At 69.1% G+C, this 20,827-nt stretch carries 14 protein-coding genes; 6 read left to right on the top strand and 8 right to left on the bottom strand.

Going from position 1 to position 20,827, the window contains the following annotated elements; genetic code table 11:
- Positions 1-468: 468 nt before the first annotated feature.
- From DCS98_RS12520 to DCS98_RS12510, 3 genes are all read left to right on the top strand, one after another.
- Positions 469-3,969, top strand: coding sequence for a hypothetical protein (locus DCS98_RS12520; protein ID WP_116451704.1), 3,501 nt, complete (start codon positions 469-471; stop codon positions 3,967-3,969).
- A 111-nt stretch (positions 3,970-4,080) separates the two neighbouring features.
- Positions 4,081-5,676 carry a HEPN domain-containing protein gene (locus tag DCS98_RS12515; RefSeq protein ID WP_116451703.1) on the top strand — a complete coding sequence of 532 codons (1,596 nt, stop codon included), beginning with the start codon at positions 4,081-4,083 and terminating at the stop codon, positions 5,674-5,676.
- Between the two features lie 85 nt (positions 5,677-5,761).
- Positions 5,762-6,898, top strand: a complete 1,137-nt coding sequence (locus tag DCS98_RS12510; protein ID WP_116451702.1) for a DUF4238 domain-containing protein — start codon at positions 5,762-5,764, stop codon at positions 6,896-6,898.
- Between the two features lie 89 nt (positions 6,899-6,987).
- Here DCS98_RS12510 and DCS98_RS12505 read toward each other — a convergent pair whose 3' ends face one another.
- The 3 genes from DCS98_RS12505 to DCS98_RS12495 form a co-directional block, all read right to left on the bottom strand.
- Positions 6,988-8,034 (bottom strand): hypothetical protein, encoded by a 1,047-nt coding sequence (locus DCS98_RS12505; protein WP_116451701.1) that lies wholly within the window; start codon positions 8,032-8,034, stop codon positions 6,988-6,990.
- Positions 8,035-8,258: 224 nt separating this feature from the next.
- Positions 8,259-8,840 (bottom strand): nucleotidyltransferase family protein, encoded by a 582-nt coding sequence (locus DCS98_RS12500; protein WP_116451700.1) that lies wholly within the window; start codon positions 8,838-8,840, stop codon positions 8,259-8,261.
- Between the two features lie 5 nt (positions 8,841-8,845).
- Positions 8,846-9,265 (bottom strand): hypothetical protein, encoded by a 420-nt coding sequence (locus tag DCS98_RS12495; RefSeq protein ID WP_116451699.1) that lies wholly within the window; start codon positions 9,263-9,265, stop codon positions 8,846-8,848.
- 617 nt (positions 9,266-9,882) lie between these two features.
- Between DCS98_RS12495 and mobF the strand changes: the two genes are divergently transcribed.
- From mobF to DCS98_RS12480, 3 genes are read left to right on the top strand one after another with little or no spacing between them, the layout of a single operon-like run.
- A complete protein-coding gene (mobF, locus tag DCS98_RS12490) occupies positions 9,883-15,405 on the top strand; it encodes a MobF family relaxase (protein WP_116451904.1) in 5,523 nt (1,840 codons plus the stop codon).
- 53 nt (positions 15,406-15,458) lie between these two features.
- Positions 15,459-15,743 (top strand): hypothetical protein, encoded by a 285-nt coding sequence (locus tag DCS98_RS12485; protein ID WP_116451698.1) that lies wholly within the window; start codon positions 15,459-15,461, stop codon positions 15,741-15,743.
- Entirely contained in the window at positions 15,733-16,050 is a 318-nt protein-coding gene (locus tag DCS98_RS12480) for a ribbon-helix-helix protein, CopG family (RefSeq protein WP_116451697.1), read from the top strand. The genes DCS98_RS12485 and DCS98_RS12480 overlap by 11 nt, the downstream gene beginning before the upstream one ends.
- Before the next feature lie 57 nt (positions 16,051-16,107).
- On the opposite strand, the gene DCS98_RS12475 is transcribed toward DCS98_RS12480, so the two are convergent.
- Genes DCS98_RS12475 through DCS98_RS12455 form a run of 5 tightly spaced genes read right to left on the bottom strand, consistent with a single transcriptional unit; the run spans position 16,108 to position 20,813 of the window.
- A complete protein-coding gene (locus DCS98_RS12475) occupies positions 16,108-17,442 on the bottom strand; it encodes a hypothetical protein (RefSeq protein WP_116451696.1) in 1,335 nt (444 codons plus the stop codon).
- Positions 17,443-17,444: 2 nt separating this feature from the next.
- Complete coding sequence (locus DCS98_RS12470; protein WP_116451695.1) at positions 17,445-17,741, bottom strand: hypothetical protein; 297 nt, start codon at positions 17,739-17,741, stop codon at positions 17,445-17,447.
- Complete coding sequence (locus DCS98_RS12465) at positions 17,738-18,337, bottom strand: hypothetical protein (protein WP_116451694.1); 600 nt, start codon at positions 18,335-18,337, stop codon at positions 17,738-17,740. The genes DCS98_RS12470 and DCS98_RS12465 overlap by 4 nt, the downstream gene beginning before the upstream one ends.
- Positions 18,334-18,906 carry a hypothetical protein gene (locus DCS98_RS12460; protein WP_241037784.1) on the bottom strand — a complete coding sequence of 191 codons (573 nt, stop codon included), beginning with the start codon at positions 18,904-18,906 and terminating at the stop codon, positions 18,334-18,336. Before DCS98_RS12460 ends, DCS98_RS12465 begins: the two co-directional genes overlap by 4 nt.
- Positions 18,903-20,813: a type IV secretory system conjugative DNA transfer family protein gene (locus tag DCS98_RS12455; protein ID WP_116451693.1), complete on the bottom strand. Its 1,911-nt coding sequence runs from the start codon at positions 20,811-20,813 to the stop codon at positions 18,903-18,905. Before DCS98_RS12455 ends, DCS98_RS12460 begins: the two co-directional genes overlap by 4 nt.
- Positions 20,814-20,827 lie beyond the last annotated feature (14 nt).

Here is a 20,827-nt window from a genome sequence, read left to right as displayed (position 1 = left end):
AAGCGCTCGACGGATGTATGAGCCGACAGGCGGATCCAACCCCGGCTCCGCCAGAAATGGAGGGTCATCATGGCTCGAGGCCACAACCGCAGCGCCATTACCGGGAGGTACATCTCTCGGGCGGCCGCTGCGCGGCATCCCCGCACCAGCGTCAGCGAGAGCGGAGCCAACCGCAGCAGCGGTACGCACCACCGCAGCGCCATCACCGGGAAGTACATCTCCGGCGCCGCAGCTGCGCGGCACCCGAACACCAGCGTGACTGAGAGAGGCTGAAGCCTCGTCGCCTGGTAGGCGAACAACGGAGCCCCCCGCACACCAATTGCGGGGGGCTCCGTTGTTGCCTGACTTCATATCAGTCACACCCGCGCGCCGGCCGCCGGGATCGCGCCGCTGGCGGGACTGAACGAACGGTGAGGGCTCCGACGCATAGAGTCGCCCGGTCCGAGTAGAGAGGTAGGTAGGCGGCTCGTGAACCTGCTCGACCGTATCGACCAACGTCTAAACGACACTCAATACCGCCTGCAGCAATCCGACTTCGAGGATTGCGCGGCCGCGCTCATCGGGCACGACTACCCAGGTCTCGTTCCCGTGACAGGCGGAACCGACCACGGCCTTGACGCAGAGCTCGTCAAACCCAACGGCCAGGTCCTCGGCCTCATCATCACCTCATCCCGCACATGGGAGGGCGCCAAGAAGAGCCTCCGCGGGAGCCTCGAGTCGGCCCGAGACCACAAGATGCGCGTCGACCAAGTCGTTGTGGCGAACCTAGCCGAGGTCAACCGGCAGAAGCGCATCAAGCTGGCCGCCATCGCCAAGGAGTTCGATTGCGATCTCATCCAGGTCTACGACCGCCCCTGGTTCGCCAACGCATTCCGCGACGACCCCGACTGGCGCCGGAGGATTTTGCACATCGAAGGCGGCGCGTTCAGCCTTTCCCGCACACCGCGCGGCGCACGCCCTGATGAGCACCAGCTCCCCACCGTCGGTCGCGACGAACTACTCGACCGCGCCGAGAACTCCGACCGGGACCTCATCCTGTGGGGGGTCCCCGGCGCCGGCAAGAGCCACGTAGCCGGACGGCTGGGCAGCGCGCTGTTCCTCGAACGGAACACCGCACCCGAACGACTACTGGATGACCTCCTCGCCACCAAACCGAAGCTCGTGGTCGTAGACGACGCCGGCGGCCGGTCCGAGGACGTCGAGCATCTCCTGCACGCTCGGCACGCAGAGAAGCTCCAGTTCCGGGTCGCCGTCACCTGCTGGCCACACGAGAGGGAAAGCGTCGCCGACCACCTGCCGGAGGCGCTTGCCCTCGAGGTGGACCTGCTCACCGTGGAGGAAATCGGAATCCTCCTTCGCGAGCGAGGCATCACCCGGACCTCGGTCATCGCTCAGCTGCTCCAGCAAGCCCAAGGGCGACCCGCATGGGCGCTCAACCTCGCAGACCTCCTCGTCCAGCAAGGTGCCTGGCAAGCCGTGTGGACCGGGCAAGCTCTCAGGGAGCAGATCCGGGCGTTCCTGCGACGGTCAATGGCGCCGGCTGAAGCCATCCAACTGCTCGCAGCCATCGCCCTCGTCAGCGACGCCACCGAGGACCAAGCGCGTACCATCGCGAAGCTATTCGAACTCACCCCTACTCAGTTCGAGGGGCTCATTCGCTCGGTCGCAATCGCCGGGCTCGTCGACGTCCGCCGCAACCGGCTGTGGAACTCTCCCGACGGGCGAACCTTCGATAGCTCCTACCGTGTTGTTCCGCGAACCATCGCAGCGAGCATCGTGGCCGACGTCTACTTCGCCGGCCACGCGACCGCCGTACGCGTCAGCGACGTCAAGAGTGCGCTGCCAGAACTCCTGCCAGGCATTCTGCAAACCCAGATCTACGCCGCGCTGCTCGGTGCCGAAGAGCCGATGGTTCCCACCGCAGAGGAACTTCTCGCCGTCCTGGCCGACCTGGGACTGGGCTCGGACGGCGACGAACTCCTGCGCACCTACGCACTCATCAACAGTGAGTGCACCCATTTCGCCTTCGACTACCTCATGCAGGCCGTGCAAGACGCGACCGAAGTAGACGATGAGCGGTCCGCCGTCGCCGCGACCAAGGTCCTCGCCGCGCGTGTCGCCGACTCGCTTCAGGCAGAGAATACCGAGTGCATCGCGCTCTTCTTCGCGTCACTGACCCACTTGGCTGCACGAGGGTGGGACTACACGACGGCCATCAAGACGGTGGTTGAGGATGTCCAGGACGCCCGGACCGGAGATTTCCCCACCGCGACGGCGATCGTGCACCTCTGCGCGGCAATGGCGAGCGACCAAGCCCAGGAACTGCCTGACCACGTCTGGCTCAAGCTCGCATGCCACGTGCTCCAGCCGACCTTCGACGGCAACTACATGAGCCCCGAGAAGGTGAACTCGTTCGTCCTGCAGTCATTCACCTGGCCCGAAGAAGACATTGGCGCCATGCATGAGGCGCTCGAACCCGAGCTGGTCAGTCGAATCGCCTCGGCCTCGAACGAAGAGCTCGCAGACCTCATCGAGGTCATGAGAAAATGGGCCCACATCGCCAGCGGATACCCTCTTCCAGTCCGTGGGGTCCCGAACCCAGGGCAGCAGACCGCGGCGCGACGGATCGCGGTCTCGATCGCCAAAGCCATCGCCCCGCTGATCGCCACGCCAGGCCTACGCGCAGTCTTCAACCGAGAAGCTTCCAGCCTCGAGATCATGCTCGACGAACCGGATGAGCTGTTCGCGGCGCTGACCGCCGAGCGCGACCTGTCCAAAGACTGGGAAGAGGACCGCCGCCTCCGAGAGGCTGAACTCGACCGAGCACTTGCTGCCTATATCGAGCAACCGCCCAGCGTCATCATGACGTGGCTCGCAGGCCACGACGCCGACCTCGCCACGGTCAAGGACGGCTCAGCAGCGTGGCGCGTCATGGTCCGCCTCTCCATGCGTTGCGACCCCGAGGCTTGGCTCCGTGCCGCTCTGGACCATGGACTGGGTCCCTCAGCCGGCCCGCTCATCAGTAGGTGCGTCGCCAACGGCATCATGACTGTTCCTCTTGCCACGGAGCTCCTCGGCGACACAGGCGGGAGAGGCTCCCTCATCAGCTCGGTGATCAGCGACTGCCAGGACGCCGAGCTCACGAGTCTGATCGTCGACGCCCTCACGGTCGAAGACATCGCGGGCCTCGACTCGTCCTACGCCATCCGTCACGCATCCGACTCCACCCGTCAGGCATTGTTCATCCACCCGGACCCCCAGGTTCGAAGCAGCGCGGCCGCGCTGTGGGCGGCCGAGATGGCGTACTCCTCAGAGGAGATGCCAGCCGACCCCGATTGGGCTACGGCCATGAGCGACCTCACCGTCCCATCAGGCACCACGCGCGACCACATGCAGTCCAAGGCGCTCGAGATACTCGCGAAGACGAACCCAGAGATCTACATGAGCCTGCTGGTCAAACACGTCGACGCGCTCGAGGGCAACGATGACTTCGACGAGTGGGAGGAAAGCGCGCGAAAGCTGAGCGGCGCGCACCGTTTCGAACTCTGGAACCGGGTGCGGGAGAGCCCGATGGCTAAGAACCTCTTTTGGGTCATCTCAGCCACAGATGTCGGATGGATAACCACGGCCGTATCCGACCCGACCTTCCCGGTGTCGCTCAGCAAGCTGCTGCACGCGACGCGGTTCCAGCACGGCAAGCGATACCCACTGGAGGTTCTTGCTGTCATGCTCCGACCGCTCAAGTGGCAGCCCGATGACCTTCTCTGGACCCTCGAGGTTGGAACGCACTCCGGCGAAGACCATGAACGGCTCGAACGGCACCTCAACGTGTGCCGTGACCTGGCCAAGTCACCCGAGCCGGACCTCGCGCGGCTCGGGGAGCGAGGCATCGAGACCTTCGAACCGCGTTTGGCTGAGGCGAAAGCTGCTGCACGACGGGCTGCGGTGCGGGGGACACTCGGCTACTGACACCGCCGAGCCGATCTTTCGGTCGGGGTCGCGTTTCCCCGCCGAACTGACTCGCGACTGCTGAGGGATTCGCGGTTCCAACCACCAACACCAGGTTGGTTGGATGGGGTCGTGAGCGACACTGAGCCCGAGCAGCTGTCCGATACGCCGTCACCCGAAGAGACGTCCGTAGAGCTTCCGCCGATGCCAGAGACGGTCATCGACCCGGAATTGTTCCGACTGACGATGACGGTGGTCGCGCACATGGACGCGATGGTGACCGAGTACTTCGCTCGAGACGGCTACAAGTACACGCCGTACCGGGAGAAGCGGCAGGTGAAGGCTTTCGACTCGGGTTGGCCGAACGTGTACTCCAAGGAGAAGGACGAGTCCCGTGTCGCGCCGGCGGAGTTGTTCGCACACAGGTCCAGCGCCATCGACCCGTTCACCTACGACGACGTCCCTGGCATGGCCGCGCTTAAGGAGTACGTCACCTCGACCGAGGCGGTGCTCGACAAGATTCGGCCGCAGAACGCCGCCGGCACCCTTCCAGACGAGCTGGCCGAGTCTTTGATGGACACGACCATCGTGCTGTTCCCGAAGAGCATCTACGACCGGGCGACCGCGCTCGACTTGGAGATGACCGACCCGGCCGTCTCCGACCTGTACTTGCAGCGGGAGAGGTCGTGGCTCGCGCCCACGTTGGAGTACCAGCTCGTGGTTCCTCTGCTGCTGACCGACTTCGACATCGGCGACGAGGGCCTTCAGGTGGACGAAGTCACGCGAATCGAGCGACTGCTCGACGACGACCTGCGACGCATCAGCGAGGTCGACCGGTTCACAGTGATGACCCCGCTCGCTGACGCGGCGAAGTGGGCCGTGGTCGTGGACATGCCTCCGATGGACAACATCGGAGAAGGCCGGATGCTGTTCACCCGGGACGCCCCCATCGACACCCGAGGTGTCGAGGCCGTCTGCGATGCCATCCGCATCGTCTCTCTCGCACGCCCCGGGTGGGCTCGCGTGTTCCGTCGCCCGCGTGACTGGGCGCGACACTGGGAAGATCACCTTCCGAACCTGGACCACGTGTTTACCGCTCGCCGCTATCCCTCGTACTTCGAGGACGGCGGCTGGCTCAAAGAGCACACGGGCGTGACCGCCGAGGAAGCAGCGCAGCTTCCGGCGATCGCGGCAGCTCTGAAGACCTCCAGTGCACAGGCAAAGCTGGCGTCCAGGCGGCTATCGATGGCGTTGCTTCGGGACACGCAGGATGACCAGCTCATCGATGCGTGCATCGGGCTCGAGGCCCTGCTCGGGCAGAAGGGCGCTGAAATTTCGTACCGAGTCTCGGTCCGCGCGGCTGCGCTTCTCGCCTCCAAGGCGGATGAACCTCGTGACCCCGAGCTCACGTTCAAGCTTGCCCGCAAGGTCTACGACCGGCGCTCCGAACTGGTCCACGGCAGCACCAGCGGCAAGCACGCAACGGTTCAGCCACAGGAGGACGGACCGGAGTTCTCCACCCACTCGGTTGCCGTGTGGATGGTCAGGGAGGTTCTCCGCGAGCGCCTCGTCCGGTCCGACTGGTCCGTCGAGGACCTCGACGCGATGGTCTTGAAGGGGTTGGCCCCGGCGAACCCGGCCGACCCGGAATCGGACACCGAGGACGCGCACGTGGCTGCGGCTGCGGCTGCGGCTGCGGCTGAGGAGTCGACCAGCGGAGACGGCTGAATAACCCGAGTGCAGACTCCATGAGACGTAGTAGCGAACGGTTTGCAAGCAGGTTGCTGGTCCCCTGGTGGGCCCTCAAGTTTGGATGCGAGGTTATTCCGATATGACAAATCATCGGCGTCGTCGGAAGCCCAATTACCCTCCGGAGTTCCAGGCGCTACTCGATAAGGCGCGGAAGGCCGAAGGGCCGTCGGCCCCGCGTAAACATCACCTCGTTCCAGCTTCCTACCTCCGACGGTGGGCAGACGACAAGCTAATACGAGTGCGGGACCTGGAGCGCGACCGGAGCTATTTGGCCGCTCCCGAGCAAGCAGCCCGTGAGACGGACTACTACAGCATGGCGTCCCCGGATATCGATCCCACCGAGGTGTCCCCGCTTTTGTTTGAGACGCTGCTGGGCGAGCTTGAGGGCAGGGCCGTGGGCACGATCGACAAATTGCTAATTATGCAACCTTGGGAGATTCCCAGCGAGGAGATGGCGTACTTCACGTGGTACTTGAGTTTCCAGGTCACGCGAGGTCATGCCTATCGTCAACAGATGACCTTCATAACGAATGATTACTTCCGCCTTCTTTATAGCGAGATTACAGACGAGGGCTTGCTCAAGATCTTGAGGAAGAACGGAGCGCCTGCCACAGCTGAAGACGTCGCCGCCGCCAGGAGGGGTGTCGAAGACCTACTTGCTGGCCGCTTGGAGATTCGACAGCAGGACGCCGCACTAGTCGGGTCGTCTGCAGAGAGCGCCGGGGCACTGGGATCGGCCCTATTGTCCCGCGACTGGCAGGTGTACAAGACGCCCAAGACACTCATCACATGTGACGAACCGGTCGTTCGGATCGGCGGGCCCGGTGATAAACGCGACGAGCGCTTGGGGCTGGGCGTTGCGCCGATCCTCGTATTCCCATTATCGCCGGAAGCTTTGCTTGTCATGAGCAAGGACGCCGACCGCCTACGCCCACCGTACGAGTTGGATCCAATCGAGTGCTCCGAGATAAATCGTGAAATCCTCGCTTCGGCCTCGCGCTGGGCGTTCGAAAGAGCCTCTAAGAGGCACACGGAGTTGCTTCAAGTTCCTCTTCGGTTTCCGCAACTCAAGCGGGAAGGTCCGCTGCCTATGGCAGAGGGCCAGGAACACCACGAGCTATACCGGATCTACTCCCCAACAAGGTGGGCCGGCGAAGAGCACCCGCCCCCTTGGCCGGTCAGCCGTTGGTTTCCCTAGCGACCAAGCCGCTCCCCTCCGAGCTCTCGCAGCTTCCCCGAGGTCAGTGACTTAAGACCGCTCAACCTCGGCTGGCCACGGCCGACGCCTCATGAACGGTCTCCGTCGACTACTTTCGGCTCGTTGAGGACCATCAGGATGTCTTCATCGGTCGCCTGTCGAAGGGTCACCGACTGCGGCAGACCAGCCTCCCGCAACTCCTCCGGACCGCCTAGTCCGAGCACGCAAACGGGACACCGGAAGGCGTCGACGGCCAGCACTAAGACGAGCCTCGCAGGCTTCGCAAATGGCTCGTCGTCATCATCTGGATCGTCAACTCCGTCGATGTCCCAGGTGCCGCTGAGCACGCCGAGCCGGTGACACGCGGGGCATCGTTGTGGGTGCTGGATGTTAGGCGCGTCGGATGACGCGCTCGTCACGGTGTCAAGGGCATTGAGTCGCTCCTCATCGGCCGGGCCGTACCTCTCGGCGAAGCGGGCACGAGCCTGCGCGAGGCGCAGCGAGACTAGTTGCTGCACGGCGGTCGCATGCTCGTTGAGCAACGTCTCAGCGGCGCCCGTGAGGTCGGCGAACAGCTCGCTAAGCGACCGGTTCATCAAGCCGAGGATTTCGGCTGCGCCCCTGACGGCCGTCTGCGCGACCTGGTCCGCCAGGCCCCCGTCGTCCCCGATGTGAGCGACTCCGTTGCGCGCCTGAAGGACGAGGTTGAAGTCCCTCGCCCACCTCCGGCCGGCTTCCTCATTGCCGGTTGCTTGGAGCGTGCCGATCCGCACGAGTGCGTCGGTCATGCCAACGGTCTTGATGATGTGCCCGGGCTTAATGCGCTGCCCCTGGCCGGCCAGCCGCACCAGCGATAGGAAATCGAAGTTCCTCTCAAGCAGCAGTGTGGGGTGAAGGCTGGCAAGGTAGGCCTTCGCCAGGTGCTCAAGCATGATCCCCAGCTGTAGCGACGCGTCGTCGTGCTCTCCCTGGTCGCGTGCTCGCAATCCACGGGCAGCATGACGGCGAGCCGACGTCATCAGAGACTCGGTGGTGACCGGGGACGTGGCGCCTGCCCTGGTGAGCGCCTCAGCCAATGCTAGGGCTGTGGCCGCGCCGCCGACGTGCCCGTATTGACGCTGTTCGAAGATCCTCATGATGTGGTCGTGCGAGGAAACTCCATTGCTCACGAGGCCGTCACGACCTCGGGTTGGCGGCAGAGGGGGTCAGCGCGCTGCGCGGCATGATCGGGCGCCTGCAGAGCTGAGGAGTAGTCCCGCGAGCACCAGCGACAGTTAGTCAGCGCTTCATCCGCTCGACGGCCAGTAGCGGCCCCAGTTCCCGCCATCCTTAAGCCGGTGACGCGCCAGGCCGATGCATGTCAGGCCTGCGCTGCGAGTTGGTTGATCTCTTCGAGGTCGGCTTCAAGCTCTGCGGTGAGCTTCTCCGCCTCCGTTAGGTGCAGGGGCTCGACGTTCCGGCTCAACAACTCTTTGAGTCGTTCAGCGTGCCGAACGAAGGAGCTTGCGGCGTCGCTGAGGCTGACGACGACATCAACGTCCCCAACAGGCTTGATCGCGGTACCCCAGGACTTGCTGCCTCTCTGGACCATCTCAAGCGAGTCGTCACCAAGCGTCTGAAGACCTATCGCTGCGACGGCCAGGAGCATGTCCCGATCGTGGACCTGCCTACTTGCCTTAGCTAGGCGCAGCAGCTTCTTGAAGCCCTCGCGGTGCGAGTCCCGATCCTTCGCCTTGAACAGCTCAGCGATCTCGGCGCTCAGACGTGTTGCATCGACGCTCGACCGCTCAGACAGCTCGCGGAGCCTGCTGCTCGAGCGTGGCTTCGCCTCCGCTACGCGCACCAGATACGGATCAGGCTCAAGCCCTGCGGTTCTGTAGGCTTTGACGTGGACGCGCGCGGCTCTGACCTCGTCAGGCGATACAGCGAGGTAGTGCGGCATCAGCGTCAGTCCTCCCTGTTTACATCGTCGGCTTCGTAGACGTCGCTGTCCACGTAGAACTCCGTGATGTCCTCCGATCCAGCGTCCAGCTCCTTCGCGCGCTCGATGCGTTCGTGAGGCTCGCGGCCTGCGAGGATCGCACCGAGGTACAGCGCGTCGTCCTTCGATAGTCCGTCCATCTGGGCGATCGCGTCGAGCTTCGCCCAAGCGCGCTCGGCCTTGTCTGGGTCGTCCAGCTGAGCTTCCGCCTCAGAGATGAGCTGCCGGTTGCTCTTCGATTGCTCCCGCGCGTCGGCCTGGTCGGCAAGCGTCTTCGCTTGCGCGCGGTCCTTGCCAGACTTGATCAGGTCCACGACTGACGGAAGCAGGTTGCCGAGCGCCAAGCCTCCGATGCCGGTCACGTAAGGCAACCAGTCCGCAGCCACTGGGCGACGGTACCGGTCCCGGTGACCCTCGGTTCAGCAACCTAGTGTCTGGCATCCGGGGGGGCTGGCCCGAGCGATCCACCTTCACTGGGACAGGTCGACTCGCTCGGTGATCCCTCAGCGGTGTTATGCCGCCGCCACTAGAGACATCCGGCGTCCGACGCCTGAGCCGGCCCTCCAACTGTGCATCCCTCGCCGCCTGCCTACGCAGAGCAGTCGCCCCGGAGTCGAGTGGCACTGGAGACTCAAGATCGCAAGGCATCACACCTCATGCACTGTCGGGTGAAGATCGCCTATCGACCTGCTGGGCGACGCCTAACGGGAGGACCCAAAGCCCTCCACGACCGCCCTGCGCGCCTTGCCAAGCCGGCCGCTGAAGCCGGATCCGTCTGGTGATGAGGGCAACGCGATTGATTTCGAGGTTGGTTGGCCCCGCCTCGCCACCTGCCGGGAGGGCCGGCTGCCTTGCCCCCTGCTTGTCGGATCGTGGCGAGCCGTGAGACGTGGCGTGCACCGCGTCGACGGCCGAGGCAACCTGCTCTGTTAGAGAGGCCCGCAGGAACTGGAGAATCGCGCAGCCGGGACTGGAGGCGGCGTTCCTAGCGTCCGCGTCCGTGATGTCGCTGCACAAGCTGACCGCGGGCGACGGGTACACGTACCTGACGCGGCAGGTGGCGGCGCTGGATGCCACCGAGCGCGGCCTTGTCGGCCTGGGTGACTACTACTCGCAGCGGGGTGAGTCGCCGGGGGTGTGGGCCGGCAGCGGCCTGGCCGGCGTGACCGGGGTGGGTGCCGGGCAGCCGGTCGGCGAGGCGCAGATGAAGTCGCTGTTCGGGCAGGGGCGCCATCCCGACGCCGAGCGCCTGGTGCGGGAGGCGCTGGCCGCCGGGCGGACGCCGGAGCAGGCGCGAGCCGCGGGCGCCCTCGGGCTGCCGTTCTTGGTCTACCCCACACCCGTGGACGGCATCCGGGCCCGCTGCGCGCAGGAGTTCGCCGCGGTGAACGCGTCGCGGGGGCGTCCGTGCGACACGCCCCTGCCGGAGCAGGTGCGTGCCCGGATCCGCAGCGAGGTGGCGCGCGGCATGTTCACCGCCGAGAACGGCCGCCCACCTGCTGACGCCCGGGAGTTGTCCGGGTTCATTGCCCGCGCCTCCCGGCCGGCGACGCGGGCAGTGGCCGGCTACGACCTGACGTTCTCGCCGGTGAAGTCTGTGTCGGCGTTGTGGGCGCTGGCGCCGAGGCAGATCGCCGAGCGGATCGAGGCCGCTCACTCCGCGGCGGTCGCCGACACCCTGGCCTGGCTGGAGCGGCACGCCTGCTTCACGCGGCTGGGCGCCGGCGGAGCGCGGCAGGTGGAAACGACCGGTCTGGTCGCGGCGGTGTTCACCCACCGCGACTCGCGCGCCGGGGATCCGGATCTGCACACCCACGTGGCGGTGAGCAACAAGGTGCAGACTCCCGATCGGCGGTGGCGGGCGTTGGACGGGCGGGTGCTGTACAAGGCCAACGTCGCGGCCTCGGAGCGGTACAACACCCGACTCGAGGCCCACTTGGTGGCCGGGCTCGGGGTCCGCTTCGCCGAGCGCACCGACCAGGAACCCGGGAAGCGGCCGGTGCGAGAGATCGTCGGCCTCGACTCCCGGCTGCTGGCCGCCTGGTCGTCGCGGCGGCAGGTCATCGACGTGCGCCGCGGAGAGCTGGCCACCGACTTCCAGTCCGCGCACGGTCGCCCGCCGACCACACCCGAGGCGATAGCGCTTGCCCAGCGGGCCACCCTGGAGACGCGACAGGCCAAGCACCAGCCGCGCTCGCTCGCCGAGCAGCGGGCGGCCTGGCGGCAGCAGGCCCTGGGCGTCCTCGGCGACCCGTCGCATCTGGCCGCAATGCTCGACCGCGTCCTGGGCCGTGCGCCGGCGCCGCGCCCGCCGCGTCTCACCGAGGCCTGGGTTCAGTCAGCCGCCACCCGGGTGCTGGAGACGGTGAGCGGGCAGCGGGCGAGCTGGCAGTACTGGCACGTGCGCGCCGAGGCCGAACGGGAAGTGCGCGCCGCCGCCCTGGCCCCCGGCGACATCGACGGCGTGGTGTCTCGGGTGACCGAGACGGCCTTGTCGCGTGGGATGTCCGTTTCGCTCGATGCTCCCGATCCGGTGGTCGACCCATCCGAGCTGCGCCGCTCGGACGGGGCCAGCGTCTACACCGTCGCGGGCGCCGGCCTATTCACCAGCCAGGCGGTGCTGGACGCCGAAGTCCTGCTGGTCGCGGCCGCCGGCCGCGGCGATGGCCGTCGCGCCGATGCGGCCGTCGTCGAACTGGCGCTGCTGGAGGCCACCGCCAACGGCACCGACCTCAATCCGGGGCAGGCCCAGCTGGTCCGGGACTTGGCCGGCAGCGGCGCCCGGGTGCAGCTGGCCATCGCGCCAGCCGGCGCGGGTAAGACCACCGCCCTGGCGACGCTGGCCCGTGCCTGGACCGCGGGCGGGGGCAGCGTGGTCGGGTTGGCGCCCTCCGCGGTCGCCGCCGCGGGGCTACGCGCCTCTATCGCCGGCTCGTGCGACACCTTGACCAAACTGGTCTGGTCCCTGGACGTCGAAGAGGTTCCTGACTGGGTCGCCGGCATCGGGCCCGGCACGCTGGTGATCGTCGACGAGGCCGGCATGGCCGGCACTGTGGAACTGGCCCGCGCCGTGGACTACGTCTTAAGGCGCGGCGGCAGCGTCCGGCTGGTCGGCGATCCGCAGCAGCTGACCTCGGTGGCCGCCGGCGGGGTGCTGGGCGAGATCGCCGCCACGCAGGGGGCGGTGACGCTCACTCAGCTGGTGCGCTTCGCTGACGTGGCCGAGGCCGCAGCCACCGTCGCGATCCGCGACGGCGACACCACCGGGCTGGGCTTCTATCTGGACGCCGGCCGGGTACACGTCGGCGATCTGGCCACCTGTGCCGTGCAGGCGTATGCCGCCTGGGCAGCCGACCGGGACCGCGGCCTGGACGCGCTGCTGCTGGCGGCCACCCGGGAGGTGGTGCTTCAGTTGAACGAGCGGGCCCGCGCCGAACGGCTGGCCCGCTCCCCCGGCCCAGCGGATCCCGAGGTCATGCTCGCCGATGGCACCCGAGCCAGCGCCGGAGATGCCATCATCACCCGCCGCAACGACCGGGCCCTGCCGCTCGGCGCCGCGGACTGGGTGAAGAACGGCGACCGCTTCACCATCCACACCGTCCGCGGGGACGGCGCCCTGGCCGTCGCCCACAACGGCACTGGCCGCCGGATCACGCTGCCGGCCGCCTACGTTCACCAGCACGTGCAGCTGGGCTACGCGGCCACCGTGCACGGCGCCCAGGGCGCGACCGCCGACGCCTGCCACACCGTGCTCACGGGCGCCGAGAGCCGGCAGCTGCTCTATGTCGCGCTGTCCCGCGGCCGCACCGCCAACCACGTCTATCTCGCCACGGTCGGCGACGGCGATCCGCACAGCGTCATCAGCCCGGCCGCGGTCTCGCCGCCGACGGCCACCGACCTGCTGGTCGCCATGCTGGCCCGCGACGGTGCCCAATCGTCGGCCACCGGTTCCCGCCGGGCGCTGGCCGACCCGGCCATGCAGCTGCACACCGCGGCCGTCCGCTACGCCGACGCGCTGCGCTTCGCCGCCGACCACCGCCTCGGTCCGACGGCTGCAGAAGAACTGGAGAACGCCGCCGAGAGCCTCCAGCCGGGGCTGACCGCCGCGGCGGCGTGGCCGACGCTGCGCGGACACCTGGCGCTGCTCGCCACCTCCGGCACCGACCCCATCGCGGCGCTGGCAACTGCCGCCGGGATACGTGGACTGGACAGCGCTGCCGACCCCGCCGCCGTCCTCGACTGGCGGCTCGCCGACACCGGACCTCCCGGTCCCCTGCCGTGGCTGCCCGGCATCCCCGCCCCGCTGGCCGACGGCCCGCACTGGGGCCCCTACCTGGCCGCCCGCGCCGCCCACCTCACGGACTGCGCCACGCGCGTCGCCGAGGCGTCCGCGGCCATGAAATCAGCCACCGCGCCCGAGTGGGCCCGGCCACTGCTGGATCGCGAACACCTCTCCCTGCGGGCCGACCTCGCCGTCTGGCGCGCCGCGCTGGGCATACCGACCGATGACCGACGAGCCACCGGCCCACCGCGGCTCCCGGCCGCCGAGCGACACCACCAGGCGCGGCTGGACGAGGCGCTCACCGTCGCCCCAAGCCCGGACACCTCGGTGTGGACCTCGCTGGCCGACAGCATCGATCCCCGCATCCGCCGCGACGCGCACTGGCCCGCTCTGGCCGAGCGCTTGGCTGCCGCCGACCGCGCCGGCCTCGACGCCGCCGGTCTGCTGGCCGCCGTCGGGGCCGGGCGGCCACTGCCCGACGACCTGCCCGCCGCCGCCCTGTGGTGGCGGCTGGCTCCTCATCTGAGCCCGGCCACCGTCACCGCAGCACCAGGCCACACCGGATTGCGCCCGGACTGGTGCACCACCCTTCTCGTGCTCCTACCCGCCGAGCACGCCCAGCAACTGCTGGCCGACCCGGCCTGGCCGGCGCTGGTTGCCGCTGTCACCACCGGCATCCGCGCCGGCTGGAACGCCACCGACCTGCTCACCGCGGCCGTCACCGGCCTTCCCGCAACAGTGGCGGCCGACCGGTCCGGCGACGGGGTGACCGAGGCCCTTGTCTTCCGAGTCGCTGCCCTCACCGATCCTGCACCCATCGAAGCCCCTGAGCCTCTGCCCGCAGACCTGCAGGCACCCGACGACGCTCACTTGCTCCCGCCTGCCGCGTACAACACGACCCTCGTCGACGCGGACCTTGCCGACGTACTAAGCGATGACGAGGAGCCGCTCGCCCCCGACGATGATGAACCGCCGCCCGCGGAACCGCGGTACCTCACCCCAGACCCCTTCGCTCCCGGCGGGTCGGCCTCCGATGAGGCGGATTACCTGCTCGAACAGCACTTCTGGGCCACCGCCACCGTCGGACGCGACCGGCTCATCGAACTCAACACCCAGGCCGCCGCCTTCTACACCGATCGCTACCCCAAATCCTGGGCGCCGGACTACCTGCACCAGCGGCTGGGCACCGACCTTTCCGGCGACCCGCGATTCACACCCGGATACGCCCCTGCCGGTTGGACCGCCCTAGTCGAACACCTGCGCGACCGCGGCGCCACCGAGACCGAACTGCTTGCCGCCGGCCTTGCCCAGCGAGCGCGCACCGGAACCTTGATCGACCGGTTCCGCGACCGGCTCACTTTTCCCGTCCGCGACACGGACGGCGCCATCCGAGGATTCATCGCCCGCCGCAACCCCACCGCCTCCAACGACGGTCACGCCGGACCGAAGTACCTCGTCAGCCCCCGCACAGACCTGTACCGGAAGGGGGAACACCTGCTCGGCCTGCACGACGGACGCGACGCGGTCGCCGCCGGCGCCACCCCGGCTCTGGTGGAAGGACCGCTGGACGCCATCGCGCTCACCCTCGCCGGAGACCGGCACACCATCGGCGTGGCCACCCTCGGCGCTGCCCTCACCGAACACCAAGCCGACCTGCTGCGCGCCCATATCCGGCCCGAGGGCCCGGGCATCCTGGTGGCCACAGACAACGACACGGCCGGCCAGCGCGCCGCCGAACGGACCTTCTGGCAACTCACCGCCCGCGGCGATGCCCCCCGCCGACTTGCCCTACCGGAAGGCCTGGATCCCGCCGACCTGCTGCACCGCGACGGCGCTCCTGCCCTTCGAAAGGCGATCACGGATGCTGGAAGCCTCGCCGACCAGCTAATCAGTGCCCGCATCGCACAGGCCACTGAAAGCCCCAGCAACCTTCACGACGACGCAGTTCTGCGAGATGTCGCGGGGATCATCGCAGCGCTGCCTCCGCTGCGGTGGCTGAAGCACATCGACCGCGTGCTCGAGCAGCTGCCCGGCGCCGCCGGCCGTCTCTACTGGGCCGTCCTCGACGCCGGAGGATCAACCGCGTCGCGTTCGACACGTCCCCCGGCTCCACCGTCCAGCGGCTCGCAGGCACCCTCTCCGGCACGGACGCGAGACCGAATGCCACGACGTCCCCTTTCCCCTCCCCCACAAGCAGCCACAAAGCCGCAACCTCCGGACGCGGCGTCGACGCCAGGCCGGTGAACCCCTCCGCTGAGACCCTGCCACTGCGGGAGGTTGTGTAGTACATTACCGAGGTGGGTGTGACGTGGGCACATAGTGCCGACAAGCACGGCATCGCCCATGAGGATGCACTGCACGCGATCGCCAACGCCGTCTACGTCGAAGAAGAGTTCGATAACCCGCGGCCGCCCAACGACATCCGTCCGCACCTGTACATCGGTCCGCAGCGGGGGCGAGGCGCCCCGCTGCTGGAAGTGATGGTGGAGGTGCGCCCGCCCCGCGGACTGCACGTCTTCCACGTCATGGAAGCCCGTCAGAAACACCTGGAACGAATGGAGGCAAGCGACGATGCCGACTGAACGGGACTACCAGGCTGCCGCGGACTGGGCCGAGCACGAGATGCAGCTGCAGCCTGACTCGGCGACCGCCCGGCGGGGCGCGGCGGCAGCCCAGCATGGCCGGGAGGCGCTCGCCCGTGCTCTGGGTGGCCGGCCCTCGATCGATCCGGCCGCTAAGCCCGGAGAGCACGCCCGTACCCGCCAGGTGCGCCTTCCCAGTGAGCTCGACCAGCAGCTAGCAGCGGTGGCCGCCGCACAGCACCGCAGCGCCAGCGCGGTCATGCGGGACGCGCTGAACGACTACCTACGGGTGCATCCAGCCAGCTGACGACCGGCGCCCGGCCCTTCCGGCAAGGCTGCGTCGCATGTCCGCGGAGATGGGCGGTCAGTGCTCCGGTGATGTCGGGCGGCCCTGGATGTGTCCACCTATTGCGGGTGGGGCCGGCGTTGCCGCGAGGGCGCGCTCGACCGCCTGGGCCTGGCCGAGCAGCTGCTCGGCCGAGCCGGGGCTTCGCGCTCGCCGGGCATAGAAGGCGGCCAGGTGCCGCTGGACTGGCGCTCCGGGGGGCGCGGCGCGATTGAGGGCATCGGCCAGCGCAGTGGACAGTGCGCCCGCCCGGCCGACGACGTGAGCCAGGGCGTTGAGGTCGGTGCCGCGGGCCTGGACGCGGCGTCCGGCGATCACGTCGCGCACTCGGTCTTCGGGCATGTTGTCCATGCGTGGCAGGTCTCGCGCCGAGGCGTACAGCTGGCCGGTGCGGGACCACCGGTCGACGGCTGCGGCGAATTCGCCGGCCAGCACGGGGATCTGGTGGGCCACCTGCTGTACGCCGTGCGTTACCCGGGCGAGATCGTTCCGGTCGCGTAGCGCTCCGACGTCGGCGGGCGATCCGACGTCCGCAAGCAGTGCATCGGCGAGTGTCCGAGCCCACGGTACGACACCCTGGGGGTCGGTCGGCCGCATGCGTCGTCCGTCCTCGAACACCATGCTGGTGCGGCCAGTGAGTTCCCATGCGACCGCTGCCCCCGGTAGCCGGCCTGGTTTTTCGCCGGTCGCTGCCGCGGTGACGGCGGCGGCGCATCGGCTGCTGATCTCTGCGGCTGCGACGGCGGCGCGGAAGTCGCGGAGCGTGAGCTCACCGGTCCGCTGTGTTCGGCCGAGTGCTGCGGTGAGCGCCGCCGACGCGTCGAGGGCGGTCACGTCCGAGCCACGTCTCGGAACGCCGGGCATGGGCACCAGGCGGTCGAGGATCACGAAACCCGAGGTTGTTGGTGGATCGGTCTGGGCGTCGCGTTCGATGGCGGCGGCCAGCTGACGGACGGCGGCCAGCTCCCCCACGGCTGCCTGCGGCAGCAGCCCGTGGCCCAGCCGCGCGCAGTGATCGGCCACCTCTGCCAGCTCGATGGTGACCGCCCAGCGGTGGGAGCGCCCCAGGATGGCGCGGTCGCGGCCGACGAGGTCGGCGGCGACGCCGGCGAGGTCGGTGAGTGGTCCGCCGGTGCGTGGCCACAGCCGGCCGGCGATGGTGCAAGCAACAGCCAGGTCGACGGCGATCTGCTGCCGGGAACTGCCAGCCGGGGTGAGCCCGTCGTCGGTCAGCCCGGTGAGCGCCCGACCGAGGTGGGCCAGGGCGCCGGTGACGTCCTCGATGGTCGCCTGCATCGCCGCGGTGGCCCGGGCGGCGAGTTCGTCCACCAGCTGCTGCAGGGTGGTGGCCACGTTCAGGCCAGCTGCCGCAGCGCATGCCGGGCGGCGCGGGCGGCATCGATCACCAAGGATCTGGCGAAGTCCTCTACGCCCAGGCTCCCGAGAGCTGTCATGGCCGCGCGGATGCTGGCGCGCGGATCGCCGTCGATCAGCGGGGTGGGCTCCGCGCGGCCGCCGGCCAGCTCGAGCAGCTCAGCGGCGTACAGGCACTCCAGCGCGATCTCGGCGGGCAGCTGCTCTCGATCGGCGCCGACGGCGTCGAGCAGGGAGGCGGCGTAGCTGAGCGGGTCGGTGGCGGCGTCGACGGTCATGACTGATCTCCTTCGCAGGGAGGGTGGCTGCGGTTCGAGGCTGCGTCGCCGCAGGCCGCTCGTGGGATATCGCGGCAAATCTGTGGATAGGGGGCTGCGCTGTCTCTATCCGGCAGGCCGTTTGCCCCTGCGGGGCGTTGGACTGCGTTGAGTACCGGGAGGGCGGCGGGGCAGTCGTCGAGCAACCGCCAGTGCAGCTCCCGGGCCGGTTGCCGTTCGGGCAGCGGCGCGGCCGCCGCGAGCGTGGCCAGCCGGGCTACGACGTCGTAACCGGCGGCCGCGGCGCGGGCGAGGGCGGCGGCCAGAGGCAACCAATCCGGGCCGCACACCAGGCGGGCGTCAATCCGCTCCGCGACCGTCCGCCATGGTTGATCTGCGAGCGTGTCGTCGATGTCGAAACCGTCGGGTTCGCTCTCCAGCTCAGCGGCGACCTGCAGAATGCGCACGGCGACAGCCCGTCGGCGCTCGAGCGTTCGGGCATCGCGCCAGGCGGCCAGCAGTCGCGGGGTGTGCCGGGTCATCCAGTGGCGGCTGACCCGTACGCCGTCGATGAGCGACACCCAGTCGCCGCGGTCGCGCCGGGCCGGGCTTTTCACGAGGTCGCTCCGCGGAAGCCCCGGGGCGGGGAAGCTTGCGCGGCGGCGAGCCGGGTGGAGCCGATGTCGCCGTCAAACAGCGTCCGTCGCGCTTCGGTCGCCTGCGGGCTGTCGAACTCCACCGCCCAGGAGCGGGCGGGCCAGTCGAGGTGCCGGCCGGGTGGGCAGCCGACGCCGAGCCGTTCACGCATCCGGGCGGTAAAGCCGGGCAGGGCGTAGCGGTGCCACTCCTCCAGCGCCTGCGGACCGGTGGCGTCGGCGGCCGCGACACGCAGGCAGGCCAGCACGGCCAGTTCATGCACCAGGTGCGGATGGGCGGGCCAGCAGGCCGGGAGCGCGGAGGTGGTCTGCCAGGCGTAGGTGTGGTTAAGCCAGGCGGCGACATCGTCCAGCCACGGCCACAGCTGTTGCCGAACATGCCGTGAGCAGCTGGCCGGGTCCCACGGCCGGTCCAGCAGCTGCAGGCCGGTGGGCTCGAGGCCGGCGTCCTCGGCCTGTCGCAAGTGCTCGAGGGCGTGGCGCACCCAGCGCGGCGGCGGCGGGAACGGGACCGCCAGCTCGGGGCTCACCGTGTCTCCCGTCCGGCCGGCGACAGCCCGGCCCGGGCGGCTGCCTCGTGTGCCTGACCGGTTCGCTGGGCCAGATCCGGACCGCGCCCGCGAGCGGCGGTGGCCCGCTTGCGGGCGGCGGCCTGGGCGGTCAGTAGCGCCGCGCCCTGGCGGCCGGTAATGCACCGCGTGAGCCTCGCGATCAGAGGTGGAGCGTTCTCGGCCACGACCAGTGCCCGGCCCGGAGGCAGTTGGCGGATCTCTTCGGGCCGCAGCACCGGGGTGTCCTCGCCGTGGGTTGATCGTGCCCACCCGGCTCCTCGGTAGCTGTATGAGGTGCGCCGTACCCGGGTGACCCCGAGCAGGTCGGAGAGCTCGCGGTAGAAGGCGCCGTCCTTGCCGCCGCCGAAGGCGACGATGACGTTGGTGAGCCCGAACAGGGCGCGGGCCTCGTCCTCGCCGTAGATCAGCACAAGCTGCCGCCAGGTCTGGGCGGCGTAGAGGAAGCTGACGCCCAGGGCGCGGTCATTGGCCATCCGGGTGCGCAGCGTGGGCAGCGGGGCGGTGGAGGGCAACTCGTCCAGGCAGGCCAGCAGCGGCGGACACAGCCGCCCCGTCGGTGCGGCATTGGCGAGCTGCAGGGCGGTGTCGAGGACATGCTCCGCCAGGGCGGTCATCAGGGGGGACGCCGAGGCGTAGGGGTCCTCGCGGCCGAGCAGATAGATGGTGCCTCCGGCACTGAGCAGCTCGGCGACGTCGGTGGCCGGCCGGCCGGCCCCAGGCACGCAGCGGCGGCGGATGTCGGTCTGGAAGAACAACGCCAGCGCCTGCTGCACGGTTGTCGCGGTATTGCCGGCGGTGCGCGGATCGCCGTGCAGGGCACCGTGCAGCAGCCCGTCCCAGAAGGGGGCGGCGTGCGGGTGGGCGCGCAGGATGTCCGCTGGCTGTGTACTTGCCTGTGGATGGGCGACCCACTCCAGAACGTCTTCGACGGTGCGGCCGGTGAGCGCGGCAGCGTGGAGGTAGGCCTGCAGCACCTTGGCCGCCTCAAAGGCGTAGAAGCGGGCCGCGCTGTCGGTGCTGCCGCCGGTGACCGCGCCGGTGACCGTGCCGGCGGCGAAGGCCTTGGCCCGGCGCTCGGCGACCATCGGGTCCACACATCCGTCCACCGGGTCCCAGACCAGCTCCCGCAGGCCAGGCACCGCGCCGAAGGGATCCAGGACGGTGACCGGGCGGCCGTCGGCGGCGCGGGCGTCGATGGTGAGCAGCAGATCCTCGGCCTTGGTCAGCGTCACCAGCGCCGCCCCGGGTGCGTCGAGCAGTGCGGGAGCGAGCAGGTCGAGGGTCTTTCCGGAGCCTTGGGGCCCGTAGACGCCGGTGGTCCGGTCGAAGGGCACCCACAGTTCCCCCGCGGCGGGGACGACGGAGTGGCCCAACCGCCACCCCACGTCGGTCCCTGCCGCGCGGAGGGGCCCGCGTCGGCGGGCCGGAACCAGGTCGGGGCGGATCACGGGGGCGACCTCGTGCAGCCGAGCGCGGCTGAGCACCTCGGCGACCTGGCCACGAGTAGCCATGCCCGACCGCCCACCCAGCCATCGACGCCCGGCCCAGGCCGCTCCCCCGCTGCCGGCCAGGAACAGTCCGAGCGCTGCTGCGGTGACGGCGTACACGGCCGCGGCTGACGGCACCGCCGCAACCCGGCTGGTATCCAGGCCGGCGGTGGTCTCGCCGGTGAGCAGCCCGCCGACGGAAACCACCAGGGCTGTCGACCCGTCCGGCCACACCCAACCGCCGCCGGTCAGCAGCGCGGCAGCGGCGCGGCCGGCCGGCAGCAGCATCGCTCCGACGACCAGCCACACGAGGACGGCGGCAGCCGGGATCTCCCAGCTGACAGGGCCGACGTCGGACCGTGTTCGCCCGGCGCTCACTGCCGCCGTCCGAT

Origin of the sequence: Blastococcus litoris, from assembly GCF_003075095.1 — a bacterium.
GTDB lineage: Bacteria > Actinomycetota > Actinomycetes > Mycobacteriales > Geodermatophilaceae > Blastococcus_B > Blastococcus_B litoris.
This window is presented reverse-complemented; position numbering and strand designations above follow the sequence as displayed.